The 15,633-nt window shown below is 39.8% G+C and carries 12 protein-coding genes; 1 reads left to right on the forward strand and 11 read right to left on the reverse strand.

The genetic code is table 11. From position 1 onward, the window contains the following. Positions 1-92 precede the first annotated feature (92 nt). The 8 genes from pnpS to L8T27_RS14730 all read right to left on the reverse strand — a co-directional run bounded on the left by pnpS (position 93) and on the right by L8T27_RS14730 (position 10,676). Positions 93-1,850, reverse strand: a complete 1,758-nt coding sequence (pnpS, locus tag L8T27_RS14695) for a two-component system histidine kinase PnpS (protein ID WP_233317456.1) — start codon at positions 1,848-1,850, stop codon at positions 93-95. A gap of 1 nt (position 1,851) precedes the next feature. Next, positions 1,852-2,562, reverse strand: a complete 711-nt coding sequence (locus tag L8T27_RS14700) for a response regulator transcription factor (RefSeq protein ID WP_233317454.1) — start codon at positions 2,560-2,562, stop codon at positions 1,852-1,854. A 193-nt stretch (positions 2,563-2,755) separates the two neighbouring features. Then, complete coding sequence (gene mdh, locus L8T27_RS14705; protein ID WP_233317452.1) at positions 2,756-3,691, reverse strand: malate dehydrogenase; 936 nt, start codon at positions 3,689-3,691, stop codon at positions 2,756-2,758. A 153-nt stretch (positions 3,692-3,844) separates the two neighbouring features. Then, a complete protein-coding gene (gene icd, locus L8T27_RS14710; RefSeq protein WP_233317450.1) occupies positions 3,845-5,113 on the reverse strand; it encodes an NADP-dependent isocitrate dehydrogenase in 1,269 nt (422 codons plus the stop codon). A gap of 202 nt (positions 5,114-5,315) precedes the next feature. Then, the gene (gene citZ / locus L8T27_RS14715) at positions 5,316-6,431 is read right to left on the reverse strand and encodes a citrate synthase (protein ID WP_233317447.1); all 1,116 of its coding nucleotides are present in this window, start codon (positions 6,429-6,431) and stop codon (positions 5,316-5,318) included. Between the two features lie 678 nt (positions 6,432-7,109). Further along, positions 7,110-8,690 (reverse strand): gamma-glutamyltransferase, encoded by a 1,581-nt coding sequence (gene ggt, locus L8T27_RS14720; RefSeq protein ID WP_237941793.1) that lies wholly within the window; start codon positions 8,688-8,690, stop codon positions 7,110-7,112. After that, positions 8,687-9,928 carry an MFS transporter gene (locus L8T27_RS14725; RefSeq protein ID WP_233317443.1) on the reverse strand — a complete coding sequence of 414 codons (1,242 nt, stop codon included), beginning with the start codon at positions 9,926-9,928 and terminating at the stop codon, positions 8,687-8,689. Before L8T27_RS14725 ends, ggt begins: the two co-directional genes overlap by 4 nt. A gap of 286 nt (positions 9,929-10,214) precedes the next feature. Then, entirely contained in the window at positions 10,215-10,676 is a 462-nt protein-coding gene (locus L8T27_RS14730) for a DUF441 domain-containing protein (protein ID WP_233317441.1), read from the reverse strand. Between the two features lie 193 nt (positions 10,677-10,869). Between L8T27_RS14730 and ytvI the strand changes: the two genes are divergently transcribed. Beyond that, positions 10,870-11,991, forward strand: coding sequence for a sporulation integral membrane protein YtvI (gene ytvI, locus L8T27_RS14735; protein ID WP_233317439.1), 1,122 nt, complete (start codon positions 10,870-10,872; stop codon positions 11,989-11,991). A 52-nt stretch (positions 11,992-12,043) separates the two neighbouring features. Here the strand turns inward: ytvI and L8T27_RS14740 are convergent, their stop codons facing one another. The 3 genes from L8T27_RS14740 to pfkA all read right to left on the reverse strand — a co-directional run bounded on the left by L8T27_RS14740 (position 12,044) and on the right by pfkA (position 15,384). Further along, complete coding sequence (locus L8T27_RS14740; protein ID WP_233317437.1) at positions 12,044-12,433, reverse strand: FxsA family protein; 390 nt, start codon at positions 12,431-12,433, stop codon at positions 12,044-12,046. Positions 12,434-12,574: 141 nt separating this feature from the next. After that, entirely contained in the window at positions 12,575-14,335 is a 1,761-nt protein-coding gene (pyk, locus tag L8T27_RS14745) for a pyruvate kinase (RefSeq protein ID WP_237941794.1), read from the reverse strand. Positions 14,336-14,421: 86 nt separating this feature from the next. After that, positions 14,422-15,384 (reverse strand): 6-phosphofructokinase, encoded by a 963-nt coding sequence (gene pfkA, locus L8T27_RS14750; RefSeq protein ID WP_233317432.1) that lies wholly within the window; start codon positions 15,382-15,384, stop codon positions 14,422-14,424. Positions 15,385-15,633: the final 249 nt, after the last annotated feature.

The following is a 15,633-nucleotide window of genomic DNA, read 5'->3' on the forward strand; positions in this document are numbered from 1 at the left end:
CCTAATGGATAAGGGGGGTCTTCACTAGTATTTTAGCAAACCCTTGTAAATACTTTGCAAACCATATGTAAAAGTAATGTAAACTTGTACAATTAATATGGGAACTTTTTATGCAGCAATATGGTGAAAGTTGTTCCTTCGCCAACTTCACTATCCACCTTTATTAATCCTTTATGGAGTTCAACAAGATGCTTTACAATTGCCAATCCAAGGCCAGTTCCGCCAGAGTTCCTGCTTCTTGCTTTATCGACTCTGTAAAAGCGTTCAAAAATCCTTGGAATTTCACTTCTTTCAATACCTATTCCCGTATCTGCTACAAAAACTAATACATCCCTTTCCTTGTTTTCGACAGAAACGGAAACCTTGCCGCCGCTTGGTGTATAAGAAATCGCATTAGATATCAGATTCATAAACACTTGAATAAGACGGGCCCTGTCACCTTCAATCCAAACTTCCTCACTAGGACGCTGAAAATCAAGAATTAAATTCTTGGCATCCGCTTTATTCGCAAGAAGTTTGCTGACCTCTTCCAAAATATCCAGGATATTAATTGGCTCCTTAACTAATGAGAAGTTATGCTGCTCCAGCTTTGTTAAGTCAAGTAAGTCCTGAATAAGCGATTGCAGCCTGTCACTCTCTTTTAATATGATTTGCAAAAACTCTACTAATGCCTCTCTATTATCCATCGCCCCGTCCAATAGAGTTTCCGAAAATCCTTTAATAGAGGTGATTGGTGTCTTCAGTTCATGAGATACATTTGCGACAAAATCTTTTCTGATTTGTTCGAGTTTTTTCAACTCTGTAATGTCATGGAAGACGAGCAATATGCCCATCCACATATCATTTGTCCCGATTATAGGCACACCATAAACTTGGAAGCTTTTTTTCTCAAAATTAATAGTAAGCTGTAATTGCTTAACAACCTTATGCTCCGTCATAAAAATTTCTTCAACTAAATCAGATATTTCTCTATGTTCTATAACGTGATAGTAAAGCTTGTATAAATAATCAGATGAATTAACAGTAAATAAATCCTTGTAAGCTCTGTTTACTAGATTTATATACCCTCTGCTGTCAATCAGCAACAGCCCGCTCCCAATATTTTCAATAAGAGTTCCAAGCCGGTCCTGCTGAATCTCCTGAGCCTTAACCATCTCTTGCAGGTTTTTTGCCAGCTTATTTAAAGAGGAGCTGAGCATACCTGTCTCATCCATATTATCCTCATATGTACGTGCATGATAATTGCCTTTTGCCAAATCAACTGCTACCTTTGCAGCAGATTCGATTGGTCTCATATAGCGGAACACAAGTGTTAAACCAATAACAAAGATTAAAACAAAAGCAATGAGCAATGCAGCAAGGACATATGTATTCATCTGCTGATAGGCATCCTTCTGTGATGACAAATCAAGACCTAAAAAAAGATAGCCTTGCTTGTCCCCATTAAACTTCAGCTCTTGCCAATAATAATGGAAACTCGTATCTCCGCCAGTAAAGTCATCTTGCGGCTGGCTCGATGCTTTGCTGACGACTGAACTCAGTGATTGTAAAAATTCATCATGCGCCTTTTCTCCCTCATCAATGAGGATATTTCCTTTTGTGTCTGTTACTGTTATTTGGATATCCAAAAGCCTGCTGTATTCTGCCATCTCACTTGCATCTATATCCTCAATAGAATCAGCATTGGCCATTTGAGCTACAAGCAAACTGCTTTCCCTTTCCAGCCTCGTATCAGACGAATTTATGTAAGAAGATTTATTTAACTGGTAAATAAACAAACCCAGCACCAAAAAGACAATGGCGACGACCAGAAGTAAACTGGCCAGCAGCCTGGATTTAAATGTTTTCATTTTATTTTGGTTCCTCTAGTTTATATCCTAATCCACGAATCGTTTTAATGTAGATTGGCTTCTTCGTGTTATGCTCCATTTTTTCACGCAAATGGCTTATATGAACATCAACGATTCTTGTGTCTCCAACAAAATCGTAGTTCCAAACCGCACTTAACAGCTGATCTCTAGTTAGAACACGTCCTTTGTTTCTCGCCAAATACAGAAGCAGTTCAAATTCCTTTGGAGTAAGCTCTAAAAGTTCTTCCTTGAAATATGCTTCATAGTGGTTTGGCATGACTTTAAGCTCCCCAATTTTAAGCGTATCTCTTTCTTCCTTTTCCTGCTCTGATGATTCTGATATTAGCTGAGAGCGTCTTAATACTGCTTTAATACGGGCAATAACTTCCCTTGGGCTGAATGGTTTTGTCATATAATCATCTGCACCAAGCTCCAAGCCAAGAACCTTATCGAACTCATCATCCTTTGCAGTCAGCATAAGAATGGGTGTAAATATTCTTTGCTGCCTCAAGTTTTTGCAGACATCCATCCCGTCCATCTTCGGAAGCATCAAATCAAGGAGGATGACATCAGGATTTGACGTAACCGCAAGATTCAGCCCTTCCTCACCATCCATTGCTGTTATAACATCATAGCCCGCCTGTTGCAGGTTATATTTTAGTAGTGTTACGATAGACTGCTCATCATCAACCACAAGAACTTTCTTCTTCATAAATGCCTCCAAGTTTAAAAAATTCCCCTAAGTCCCCCAAAATTTACATGTCTATTATAGTATAAATCAGCAGCAGACGAACAACAAGCTAAGCTTGCTCTATCCTTCCTACTTCCTGCATATTTTTGGTCCGTATTGGAGAGTAGGTAAAAAAGACCCATCTAGTACTAGATGGGTCTTTTTATAATACATTTTATGTAAGCACATTAAGAACATTTTTCACGGAAATTACTGACTTGTCCAATGCTGCTTTCTCTTCTTTTGTCAGTTCAAGTTCAATTACCTGCTCGATACCGTTTCCGCCAAGTATGGTCGGAACTCCCAAGTATATATTAGAATAGCCGTATTCTCCATCAAGATAAGCAACTGCAGGCAAGACTCTTCTTTGGTTTTTGATTATCGCTTCGCACATTTCGGCAAGTGATGCTGCCGGAGCGTAATAAGCGCTTCCATTTCCGAGCAGATTAACGATTTCAGCACCGCCGTTTCTTGTTCGGTCAATAATCTCATCCAAGCGATGCTTTGGTATCAATGTTTCCAGCGGAATACCACCAGCATAGGAATAACGGATTAAAGGAACCATATCATCTCCGTGGCCGCCAAGAACAAAGCCAGTAATATCCTTAACAGATAAATTCAATTCCATTGCTACAAAGCTTCTGAATCTTGCTGAATCCAGGACACCAGATTGTCCAATGACTCTATTTTTCGCAAAGCCTGACTCCTTGTACACCGTGTATGTCATTGCATCTACCGGGTTGGAAAGGACAATGATAATGCAATCCGGCGAGTACTTGACCACTTCATTTGTGACCGACTTCATAATACTTTGATTTGTTTGCACTAAATCATCTCTGCTCATCCCAGGCTTTCTTGCGATACCCGCCGTGATAACAACTATATCCGAACCTTCTGTATCCTTATAATCTGATGTTCCTTTAATATTTGCATCAAAGCCTTGTACTGGACTCGCCTCAAACATATCAAGCGCTTTTCCCTTTGTTGGATTTTCCATCTTCGGAATATCAAGCAGCACAATATCGCCAAGCTCCTTTTGAGCCAGCAGAAATGCAGTCGTAGCACCAGTAAATCCGCCGCCAATAATGGAAATCTTTTTGCGCAAACTCATGCTAATTCCTCCTTTAAATCTTTTTTATGCAATAAAAGAGGGAAGAGGCCCCTCAACACTCTTCCCTCGAATAGACTAAGCCTTAACAGTCAAGGGCTTGATTTTAGCAGGTATTCTTTTGGAATACTTGGCAAATTCAAACGATGAGCTATTTTAGTCCATATTTTTAATTAATTCATCACCGAATTCAGAACATTTCACTTCAGTCGCTCCGTCCATTAAACGAGCGAAATCGTAAGTTACCACTTTAGAAGCGATAGTCTTTTCAACTGATGAAACAACTAACTGAGCTGCCTCATTCCAGCCTAAATGTTCAAGCAACAGTACACCTGAAAGTAGAACAGATGAAGGATTCACTTTATCTAATCCAGCATATTTTGGCGCAGTTCCATGTGTCGCTTCAAAGATAGCATGACCTGTTTCGTAGTTGATATTCGCTCCTGGAGCAATTCCAATTCCGCCTACTTGTGCTGCAAGCGCGTCAGAAATGTAGTCTCCATTCAAGTTCATTGTAGCAACTACATCGAACTCAGTTGGACGAGTCAGGATTTGCTGCAAGAAGATATCAGCAATGGAATCTTTTACGATGATCTTTCCAGCTGCTTCAGCTTCTGCCTGAGCTTTATTTGCTGCATCTGAGCCTTGCTCTTCTTTAATGCGGTCATATTGCGCCCAAGTGAACACTTTATCTCCGAATTCTTTCTCAGCTAGTTCATAGCCCCAGTTCTTAAAGGCACCTTCTGTAAATTTCATGATATTGCCTTTGTGTACAAGTGTTACAGACTTTCTGCCTTCTTTGATGGCATAGTTAATTGCAGCACGCACTAAACGGCTTGTGCCTTCTTCAGAAACTGGCTTGATTCCTAAACCGGAAGTTTCCGGGAATCTGATTTTGTTAACACCCATTTCATCTTGAAGGAATTTTAGTAGTTTAGCAGCACCTTCAGACCCTTTTTCATACTCGATTCCTGCATAGATATCTTCTGTATTTTCACGGAAGATAACCATGTCTGTATCTTGCGGTCTTTTAACAGGAGAAGGCACGCCTTCAAACCATCTAACAGGTCGCAAGCATACATAAAGGTCAAGCTCTTGACGAAGTGCTACGTTCAACGAACGAATTCCACCGCCGACAGGAGTTGTTAATGGACCTTTTATAGCAATCAAGTATTCTTGTATTTGTTCCAATGTTTCAGAAGGCAGCCATTCACCTGTTTCATTAAATGCCTTCTCTCCAGCCAACACTTCTTTCCAAACAATCTTACGATCACCGCTATATGCTTTTTCTACGGCAGCATCCAGCACTCTTGAAGCTGCAGCCCAGATGTCAGGACCGATTCCGTCACCTTCGATAAATGGTACGATTGGATTTGCTGGTACATTTAATACACCATCAACTACTGAAATTTTTTCACCTTTCATATGTATCCCTCCGTTAAAAAAGTATTTCCTGCAAAAGAAGCGTTACTCCTTTTGCAAGAATGGCTAAAGTAAGTTGCGCATATTGGCTTCGTCTAAGAAGGGCGCTCGGCACGTATGCCGCTTAATCGCACATTCCCCGCTTTAGGAGACTCCTGACTTTGCTTGTTCTATGCTGCAATAAGTATATCATAGACGCGTAAATTTAGCGTTCATGAACTGGAATGTAAACAGCTCTTTCAGGTCCTGTATAATCAGCTCTTGGCCTGATCAAGCGGTTATTTTCGTATTGCTCTAAAATATGGGCAAGCCATCCGGAAACCCTGCTCACAGCAAAAATCGGCGTGAACAAATCATGATCTATTTCCAGGCTGTGATAGACAGACGCAGAAAAGAAATCTACATTCGGAACAAGGCCTTTCTTTTCCTTCAGCAGTTCTTCAATCCTTAAGCTCATTTCAAACAGCTCTGATTGACCCGTCAATTCTGTCAGCTTCCTTGCCATTTCCTTCAAGTGCTTAGCACGCGGATCACCTTTACGGTAAACGCGGTGACCGAAGCCCATGATTTTTTCCTTCTTATCCATTTTGTCAAAAATATAAGCATCAACATTATCAACACTGCCGATTTCTGTCAGCATCTTCATGACTGCTTCGTTAGCACCGCCGTGGAGCGGTCCCTTCAATGCACCAATTGCAGATGTGATGCCTGAATATACATCAGACAATGTTGCCACACAAACCCGTGCTGTAAACGTAGAAGCATTCAGCTCATGGTCTGCATGCAGCACTAATGCTTTATTAAATGCCTCTACCGCAATGCTCTCAGGCTCTTCTCCTGTCAGCATATATAAAAAATTTGCTGCAAAGTTCAAATCTTTTCTCGGTGCAATCGGATCAAGCCCTTTTCTTAATCTTGAGAAGGCTGTAACGATAGTAGGGATTTTGGCTTGTAATCTCAATGCTTTTTGATAGTTTGTGCTTTCATCCATAAAGTCAGCATCCTTATCGTAAACACCCAGAAGGGATACTGCTGAACGGAGTACAGCCATTGGGTGCACATTTGCAAGCGGCAACAGCCTAAGCTGTTCAAGCAGCGGCGCAGGCAGCTCTGCATTATCAGCTAACTCTTGCTTTAAATCATCCAATTCTGCTTCTGTCGGCAATCTTCTGTTCCACAGTAAAAAAACTACTTCTTCAAAACTGGAGTTTTCTGCCAAAACATCAATGTCATAACCAACATACGATAATGAATCATCAATGATAGAGCTGATAGAAGAAGTGGTTGCAATTATTCCTTCTAGACCTCTTGTTACTGCCATAAACTATCTCTCCTTTTCTCCTTACTTCTCTCCAATACATCGCAAAATATAAGTCCCCATATTATTCATGAATGTAGTTACGTATATAATTACAGATTTCTTTAATGAATCTTGCCTCTACATTGAATTTTTAGATTATTCAGACTAAAATTTGATTAAGACTTGTTTGGAGCCATTTAATAAAAAATTAGGTAGCAGCTGAAAAACAGCCTCTAAAAAAAGTTCACTATTTTGTTAGATTAACTGATTATGTACCTAAAAATCAATAAAAATTGTTTTGCGGATTGATAAAACCAGATTTTGAGGGGCCTTTTTCTAACATTTCCACCATAGTATCATTTCTCTTTTCTGTTAAAATAAGACATTGTAAATGCTTACATTTTTCGTCAAAAAAATAAGGAATACCATCTTTATAATACGGGTGTTCCGTAACTACATTTTTATTATACCTAAAAATTCTCCAAATGTCTCATATTTTACACCTATAAACTATCAATATAGTAAAAAATATTACATACTTACCATGCCTTTAGTAAAATATATTCTTTTCACACCGCTAATATTCCGGATTTTTTAGCACGGCATTGGAGACAAGTTGTGACATATAAATTATTTTTCTGCTAAAACAGTAAGTAAAAAAAAGGAAGCACAGCTGCTTTCATCTGTGCCCCCTCACCACTATCTTCCGACAGCTGCTCCATCACTTCTCGGGTCAACACCGCCATAGAAAAACCCTTGCTCATCAATGAGAATTGCGTTCGCATGACCCATAATTCCAGCATAGTCATCAACTCTATTCACTGAATGGCCTAGCTTTTGCAGCTTTTCCAAAACGTCATTTGCCACCCGACCTTCGATTTTCAATTCTTGGGTTTTTTCTCCCCAAGTTCTGCCCCATACAAATCTTGGACCGCTGATTGCAGCTTGTGGGTCCATCCCGTAGTCAAGCATTCTAGTGATCATCACCGTTTGTGTTTGCGGCTGTCCTTCACCGCCTTGTGTGCCGTATAGTACATATGGCTTATCTTCTTTAAAAGCCATCGCCGGCATCAACGTATGAAAAGTCCTTTTATTTGGTTCTAATGCATTAATATGGTCTGCATCAAGGGAAAAGAAGGAGCCTCTGTTTTGCATCGTAATTCCTGTATCTCCGGCAATAATTCCTGATCCAAACTCGAAATATAAGCTTTGAATAAAGGAAACTGCATTGCCGTCTTCGTCCACAACTGCAGCATGCGCAGTATCACTGCCGACAGGCTGTGTCGGCAAATCACATGTATGGTCAAATGATATGGAGGCAGCCAATTCCTTTGCATATTCTTTGCTTAATAATTTTTCTAACGGTATATTATGCCACACAGGATCTGTTAAGTGATTGTTCCGATCCTGGAAGCTTTTTTTCACAGCCTCCACTAATAGATGGTAATATTCGTATGATTCATGTGGGATTGCTGATAAATCGAAATTTTCCAAAATATTAAGTATCATCAGACCAACAAATCCTTGCGAGTTAGGTGGTACTTGGAATATGGTATAGTCCCGATATGTGGACGAAAGAGGTTCAGTCCATTCACCTTGATGTGCAGCAAAATCCTGTTCTGTCAGCAAACCGCCCTTTTTTTGGATACTGGAAATAATTCTCTTTGCTAAATCTCCTTTATAAAAATCATCTCTTCCTTTATCCGCCAAGCTTTGAAGTGTACACCCAAGATTTTTCTGCACAAACTTGCTGAATGTATTGGGCACTTTTCCCTCAGGCAAAAATACTTTTGCCATGTCTTTATCTGACTGTAACAGTTCGATACTCTTTACCGTATTTTCATATTGGTCATTGGAAACAGGGAATCCATTTTCTGCATATTCAATAGCAGGTGCAAGCACTTCCTTGAGTGACATCCTTCCATATTCCCTTAGGACTGCATCCCAGCTGTCTACCATCCCTGGCACTGTAATAACACTTTCTATTCCGCGAAAAGGAATCGCCTCTTTGCCTTTATATTTGTCTCTCGTCACTTTTGAACCGGAACGGCCACTGCCGTTGTAGGAGCGGACCTTCTTTTTTTCTGCATGATAAGCAAGCCAAAAGGAATCACCGCCAAGACCTGTCATATGAGGATAAACAACTGCAAGGCAAGCACTCACTGCAACAGCAGCATCAAATGCGTTCCCTCCTTGTTGTAATATCCTTTCACCAGCCTGTGAAGCTAAATAATGGGGGCTGACCACCATCGATTTTGTGCCGACAATTACTTTCTTCAAATCAGCTTCTCCTCCCTTTTCAAAGTGGCGATTGATTCAATCGAATTAACATCCGCTTGTTTTTTATCTGTCGTGAACAAAAATAATACTGCACCGATAATTAGCAGCCCCCCTGATAAATAGAAGCCAAATTCAAGACTTCCTGTCTTATCTGCAAAATAGCCTGTTATATATGGTGCAAAAATAGAGGAAAGCATACCGCTGAAGTTGAAAAACCCATAAACTCTTGAATACATGGACTGTGGCGTAATATCTGCCATATAAGAAATCAATACTGGGTCTAGCGCTAATTTCCCAAGCAAACCGTACAGGCATAAACCAACGATTAAGAAGGAGTAATTTTCTGTGTAAGGAATGACAAACTGACAGATTGCCCCTGCCAGGGAAAGCCCGATAATAAGCGGTTTTCTGCTTTTAATTCGATCAGATAAATAACCGAAAAGAATTGCTCCAGGAATGGAGGCCCACGGTACTAAGGAGGAAATAATGCCTGTTTGCGAAGCCTCTATATCTCTTGCTGTCTGCAAATAGTAAGGAAGCCATGTCAGCATTCCGAAAAAGCCATATAAGGAACAGAAAATCAACACATAAACGAATATATGGTTTTTTGTAAAAATGCTTTTTAATTCTACTTTTTCTGCTCCTTGAACAGCCTGTTTTTTCTCTTTATGTGAGTTATCGCGGACAAAAATACCAATTAAGATACCGACGATTATCGTTGGGATGGCAAAGACATAAAAGGGAAACTGCCACCCTTTATTTAAAGTATAGGTAAAGTAGCTTGATGACATAAATCCAAGTGAGATACCAAAGGCCATGCCGCTGTTTATAATCGCAGAAACGAGGCCGCGGTACTTCTTCGGAGTAATGGTGGAGGAGATGCCGTATTGCGAGCCATAATAGGTGCCCTCACCTAATCCAGTAAGTGCGCGCATCAGTAGAAATATCCCAAATGTTGTAGATGCACCACTCAAATATGTTCCGATACCGAAAACGATAAAGCCGATCACTAACACTTTGACACGGCCGAACTTATCTGCCAAAAACCCTGTAGGAATTTGCATGAAGGCATATGCAGCAAAAAAGACGGTCGCCATTAATCCTAACTGCGTTTGATTTAAACTCCATTCCTCGCCGATACTGCCCATGACAGGTGATAAGATATTTCTGTCAGCATACATAAATACCCAGCCTAAAAAGAATAAAAAGATAGTGAGTACAGGACGTGTTTTTTTCATGTAATTGTCTCCTTTTACTAAAATGTTGACACAATCGTACCATGATAAAAACAAAAGGAAATGAATTCTGTCAGATAATCTGACAGTGTTTTTTTCGTTTTGAAAATAATTATCTTTAAATAATTTCATTATGTATATTTTAAAAACTCAAAATTTACTATTCGAAAGTTGGCAGCATTTACATGAAAGGATTTCTTACAATATGTAGAGGAGATACAAAAGTGAGAGGAGATAAAACAAAAGAACAATAAAGGGAACCTCAGAACGTGTTCCCTCGCCTATTTCGCTATTTAAACCACTCCATAGCCCTCATCGCCATGTATGCAATCCCTGCTCCTATTAACGGACCAACAGCAACCCCTTTAAACAAGGAAACAGCTAAAATGGTTCCTAATACAAGTGCAGTAGTGATTTGGGGATCTGATGACAGCAAGTTAACCCCGCCTTTGGCAAGCAGTGCGACTGCAATTCCAGATAAGAGGGCAATCCATGCAAAAGGAGATTTAAAAGCGGCAGAAAGATCTCGGAAACCGATTTCACCAGTTGCGATGGGTGCCAGTACAGCTATTGTAATAATGGTAACCCCCCAATTAATCCCCTTTGACTGGATGAAAGAGAAGGATTTTGCATCAAGGCCGATCACCTTTAAAATCAATAATGCTCCGACTGCGAACAGCAGAGATGTGTTTTTGGCAATAAGGGCGATAATGACAAGCAAATATAAAAATAGGTATGATTGACTAAACATATTATGTACTCCTTTCTAAAGCTAAATTACCATTTATTGACCCATCCTTTTCCTTTCCTCTATAATCAATGATATAAGCATAGATGAGCCGTTAACTGATTATACTTTATGGCTGCATTGTTTAAGTTTACATATGAAATGATAACATTTCGGAAAGACTGCTATGTATTTTCCAAAGAATGGAGGACGTCTATTGAACCTGACTTTGATTCACCGTTCACTTCGTCTGCTGTTTGTAATTGCAGTGACGGTACTAGTATTTGTTGGTTTTTTTTATTTATCAAAAATAACCTATCCCTTTATTATCGGTTTTTTGATTGCGTTCCTGATGAATCCACTTGTAAACTTCCTGCAATTTAAGTGTAGATTACCTAGGTCCTTTGCCGTAGTTTTAAGTATTATTATCATTTTATCTGTGTTTGCAGGCCTTATTACACTGTTAATCGCAGAAATTGTCACAGGTGCTGCCTATCTTGCTAATGTCGTACCACAGCATATTAATACACTGATTGAATACATAGAGAACTTTTTTACCGCCCAAATTATCCCGCTTTACAATCAGCTTGCAAGCACATTTAACAGCTTAGGTACTAACCAGCAGGATACCATTATTTCCAATATCAAAAATGTTGGAGAGCAAATCGGGACAAGTGTGGGAGCGTTTATCCAATCGTTTTTCCAAAACATCCCGATTATCTTGTCTTGGTTTCCCAATGCTGCTACTGTGATTATTTTCTCTTTATTGGCCACCTTCTTTATCAGCAAAGACTGGAATCGCCTCATACGAAAACTTTCAAAATTGCTTCCTCCGCGTTTGAGCAGAAGCGGAAAATCCGTGTTTGTCGATTTAAAGAGAGCATTGCTTGGTTTTTTGAAGGCTCAGCTTACATTAGTATCTATCACAACAGTCATCATTTTAATCGGCTTAATCATTCTTAGAGTCGATTACGCAATCACTATTGCCTTAGTAACTGGGATTGTTGATATTATCCCTTATTTAGGCACTGGGCTAGTCTTTGTTCCATGGATTATATACGAAATGATTGCCGGACAAATGCCTTTAGCTGTCGGACTGACAGTATTGTATATAGTAGTTCTTGTGCAAAGACAAATCATGGAACCAAAAATCCTTTCTTCTAGCATCGGTGTTGATCCTCTTGCAACATTAATTGCCTTATTTGTCGGCTTTAAGCTGATCGGTTTTTTAGGATTAATCATCGGTCCAGTCACACTTGTCATTATTAGCACATTGAATAAAGCTGGAGTTTTCGCTGATTTATGGAGCTTCATAAAAGGAGACGAAAAAAAGATATAACAAGCAAACAAGCGGCCTGGAATAAATCCTGGCCGCTTGTTTTTTCCTACATTCATTGTTGAATGATAATCCTATTCTTTTGCAGCAGTTTTTTCTGCATGTAGTTAAGCAGCAGCTTCTTGCAAAGCTTCCTCGTCGGTGGAAGCAACAGTAAAGCACCTGCAATATCAGACAGAAAGCCTGGCAGCAGCATAAGTATTCCTCCGAGAAGTACACAAAAACCGTTCAATATGGCATCGCCTGGAAGTCTTCCTGAATTTAATTGCTCTTGAACATTTTTTATGGCTTTTACGCCTTCCTTTTTAAGAATAAAAGCTCCCAGCGCACTGGTTACCACCACTAACAGCAAAGTCTCCGGTATGCCGATAAACCGTCCTGACAGCAGAAATGCAGCCAGTTCGACAAGCGGAAGAAACAATAATGCGATAAAAAGATTGCGCAAAATGATGCTCCTCCTTCAAAACCACTTTTCTCTATTATAGCTTTTTCTGCTTGATTAGAAAAATATTTAGTGAATGCATATTCTTCCAAACAAAACAAAACGCCAAGGGTAAAGAACCATTGGCGTTTTTATTATTAACTATTACAGCACACTTGCATGTCCGCTGTAGATTGTTCCAATACGGGAATCAACTGTAATTTCTTGTCCATCTTCGAAGATGCTAGTTGCATTTTCAACACCTACGATTACTGGGATACCAAGATTTAGTCCAACTACAGCAGCATGGCTTGTTAATCCGCCCTCTTCTGTAATCAAAGCACTGCATTTTTCCAAAGCTGGAACCATGTCACGATCTGTTCCTGTAGTTACTAAAACAGAACCTTGCTTCACTTTATCAAGTGCATCCTTCGCATTGTTAGCAACGATAACTTTACCGTAAGCTGTTTTGCGGCCGATACCTTGACCTTTTGCTAAAACGTCTCCAACAACATGAATTTTCATGATGTTTGTAGTTCCTGTTTCACCAACTGGCAGACCAGCTGTAATAACAACCGTTTCACCGTGTGTCACGATAGAGCTGTTAACACTCTCTTGTACTGCTACATCAAGCATTTCATCAGTAGACTCTGATCTCGTGCTTAGACGTGGATAAACACCCCAAACTAGAGCAAGCTGTCTTAAAATATGCGCATCATATGTCACAGCAACAATTGGAGCTTCCGGACGGAATTTAGAAATCATTCTTGCCGTTTGTCCACTTGCAGTTGGTGTGATTACTGCTTTAACATCAAGATTCAAAGCAGTGTGAGCAACAGATTGTCCAATTGAATCAGTGATGTTGTGCTCAATCTCTCTGCTGCGTTTTGAAAGGATCTCTTTATGGTTAAGAGCTGTTTCTGCTCTTGACGCGATATTATGCATTGTTTGAACAGCTTCAACAGGGTATGTTCCAGCAGCTGTTTCTCCAGAAAGCATGATAGCATCTGTACCGTCAAAAATCGCATTTGCTACATCACTTGCTTCCGCTCTTGTTGGACGCGGATTGCGCTGCATGCTGTCAAGCATTTGCGTAGCAGTAATAACCGGCTTACCTAAGATATTACATTTTTTAATCAATAATTTTTGAACCAATGGAACTTCCTCTGCAGGTATTTCCACACCTAAGTCACCGCGTGCTACCATTAAGCCGTCGGAAACTTCCAAGATTTCATCGATGTTATCGACACCTTCTTGGTTTTCGATTTTAGGAATGATATGAACATGAGAAGCGTTATTGTCTTTTAACAACTGCTTGATTTCAAGTACGTCAGATGCACGGCGAACAAATGAAGCTGCGATGAAGTCAATGCCTTGCTCCACTCCGAATAGAATGTCGTTAGCATCTTTTTCTGTGATTCCTGGAAGCTTAACAGAAACGCCAGGCACGTTAACACCTTTTTTGTTTTTCAATGTGCCTGTATTGAGGATTTTTGTATGTATTTCTCCTGCTGCTTTATCGATGCTTGTTACTTCAAGTCCAATTAAGCCATCATCCAAAAGGATTTTGCTTCCTGCTTCGACATCATCGATAAGTCCTTCGTATGTAATGGAGAATTTTTCTGTAGTACCTTCTACTTCTTTCATAGAAACAATGATGTTGTTTCCAGCTACAAGCTCAATAGCACCGTCTTTCATATTATTCGTACGAATTTCCGGGCCTTTTGTATCAAGAAGAATCGCGATGTTTTTACCAGTAACTTCAGATGCTTCACGGATGTTTTTAATACGAGCTCCATGCTCATCAAAATCACCATGAGAGAAGTTTAAACGTGCAACGTTCATACCTGCTTCCATAAGTTGTGTCAGCTTTTCAACACTTTCACTAGCAGGACCGATTGTACATACTATTTTTGTCTTACGCATTATTATTGCCTCCAATTTAAATATTTTTTATTCATGGCAGAGACTCCAAGTAGAAATAATTCTAATTCGAGTCTCCTGTTCTATCATTAGATGGACAATTCTTTTGATAGGCGATATAAGTTCTTGTCGATTGTATGTTTGCGTGATAATGCTTCAATTATATCATAATCTACCAATTGGTTCTTTTCGATACCAACTGCTCGTCCGCCTTTTCCTTCTACAAGAAGCTCGACTGCGTATGCGCCAAGTCTGCTTGCAAGCACACGGTCTGCTGCAGTTGGAGAACCTCCGCGCTGCATATGACCCAATACAGAGACGCGAGTGTCAAACCCGGTGTGCTCTTCAATTTGTCTGCCGATTTCGACACCTGAGCTTACACCTTCAGCAACAATGATAATGCTGTGTTTTTTGCCGCGTTCACTACCTTTTTTCAGACGGTCAACCACTTCTTCAATATGGAAGCCTTCTTCTGGAATAAGGATTGTTTCAGCTCCGCCAGCAAGACCTGCCCAAAGTGCAATGTCTCCAGCGTTTCTTCCCATAACTTCGACAATAAATGTACGCTCATGGGATGTTGCTGTATCGCGGATTTTGTCAATCGCATCAATAACAGTGTTCAAAGCTGTATCAAATCCGATAGTCAGCTCTGTTCCTGGAATATCGTTGTCGATTGTTCCTGGCACGCCGACACATGGATATCCTTGTTCTGTAAGCGCCTTCGCACCCATGTAGGACCCGTCTCCACCGATAACTACAAGACCATCAATACCGTGCTTTTTAAGCTGCTCAATACCTTTTTGTTGACCTTCTTTTGTTTTAAACTCTTCACAACGAGCAGAGAATAAGAATGTTCCGCCGCGGTGAATGATGTCTCCAACAGAACCAACTTCTAGTTTCTTGAAGTTTCCATTGATTAGACCTGCATATCCGCCAATTACTCCGTATACTTCCACGTTATGGAAAATAGCTTTACGCACAACTGCTCTTACTGCTGCATTCATTCCTGGCGCATCTCCGCCGCTAGTTAGTACCCCAATTCTTTTAACCATTACAATCACCTCATACAATTTAATCTACTGCTATGTAGATAAAAACATACATATACTAAATTATATAACATCTTTCTGCAATATCTGTCACAAATATTACACATAAAAAGATAATATTCCCTAAAAAATAGTAATTCCCAAGGCTTTCTTTTCCTTATTATGATAATTTAGCGTTCATTTAATTACATTTGACTATAACAATTCTAACATATCATGAAGGCTCATCTATCTCAACTTTATCTAAAAAAA

The sequence above is a fragment of the Niallia sp. Man26 genome, assembly GCF_022049065.2.
Lineage (GTDB): Bacteria > Bacillota > Bacilli > Bacillales > Cytobacillaceae > Niallia.

Excerpts from the sequence above, each read along its gene's own strand:
- icd (WP_233317450.1), bottom strand. The coding sequence starts at position 5,113 with ATGAAAGGTGAAAAAATTTCAGTAGTTGATGGTGTATTAAATGTACCA.
- L8T27_RS14725 (WP_233317443.1), bottom strand. The coding sequence starts at position 9,928 with ATGAAAAAAACACGTCCTGTACTCACTATCTTTTTATTCTTTTTAGGC.
- pnpS (WP_233317456.1), bottom strand. The coding sequence starts at position 1,850 with ATGAAAACATTTAAATCCAGGCTGCTGGCCAGTTTACTTCTGGTCGTC.
- L8T27_RS14700 (WP_233317454.1), bottom strand. The coding sequence starts at position 2,562 with ATGAAGAAGAAAGTTCTTGTGGTTGATGATGAGCAGTCTATCGTAACA.
- citZ (WP_233317447.1), bottom strand. The coding sequence starts at position 6,431 with ATGGCAGTAACAAGAGGTCTAGAAGGAATAATTGCAACCACTTCTTCT.
- L8T27_RS14730 (WP_233317441.1), bottom strand. The coding sequence starts at position 10,676 with ATGTTTAGTCAATCATACCTATTTTTATATTTGCTTGTCATTATCGCC.
- mdh (WP_233317452.1), bottom strand. The coding sequence starts at position 3,691 with ATGAGTTTGCGCAAAAAGATTTCCATTATTGGCGGCGGATTTACTGGT.
- pyk (WP_237941794.1), bottom strand. The coding sequence starts at position 14,335 with ATGCGTAAGACAAAAATAGTATGTACAATCGGTCCTGCTAGTGAAAGT.
- pfkA (WP_233317432.1), bottom strand. The coding sequence starts at position 15,384 with ATGGTTAAAAGAATTGGGGTACTAACTAGCGGCGGAGATGCGCCAGGA.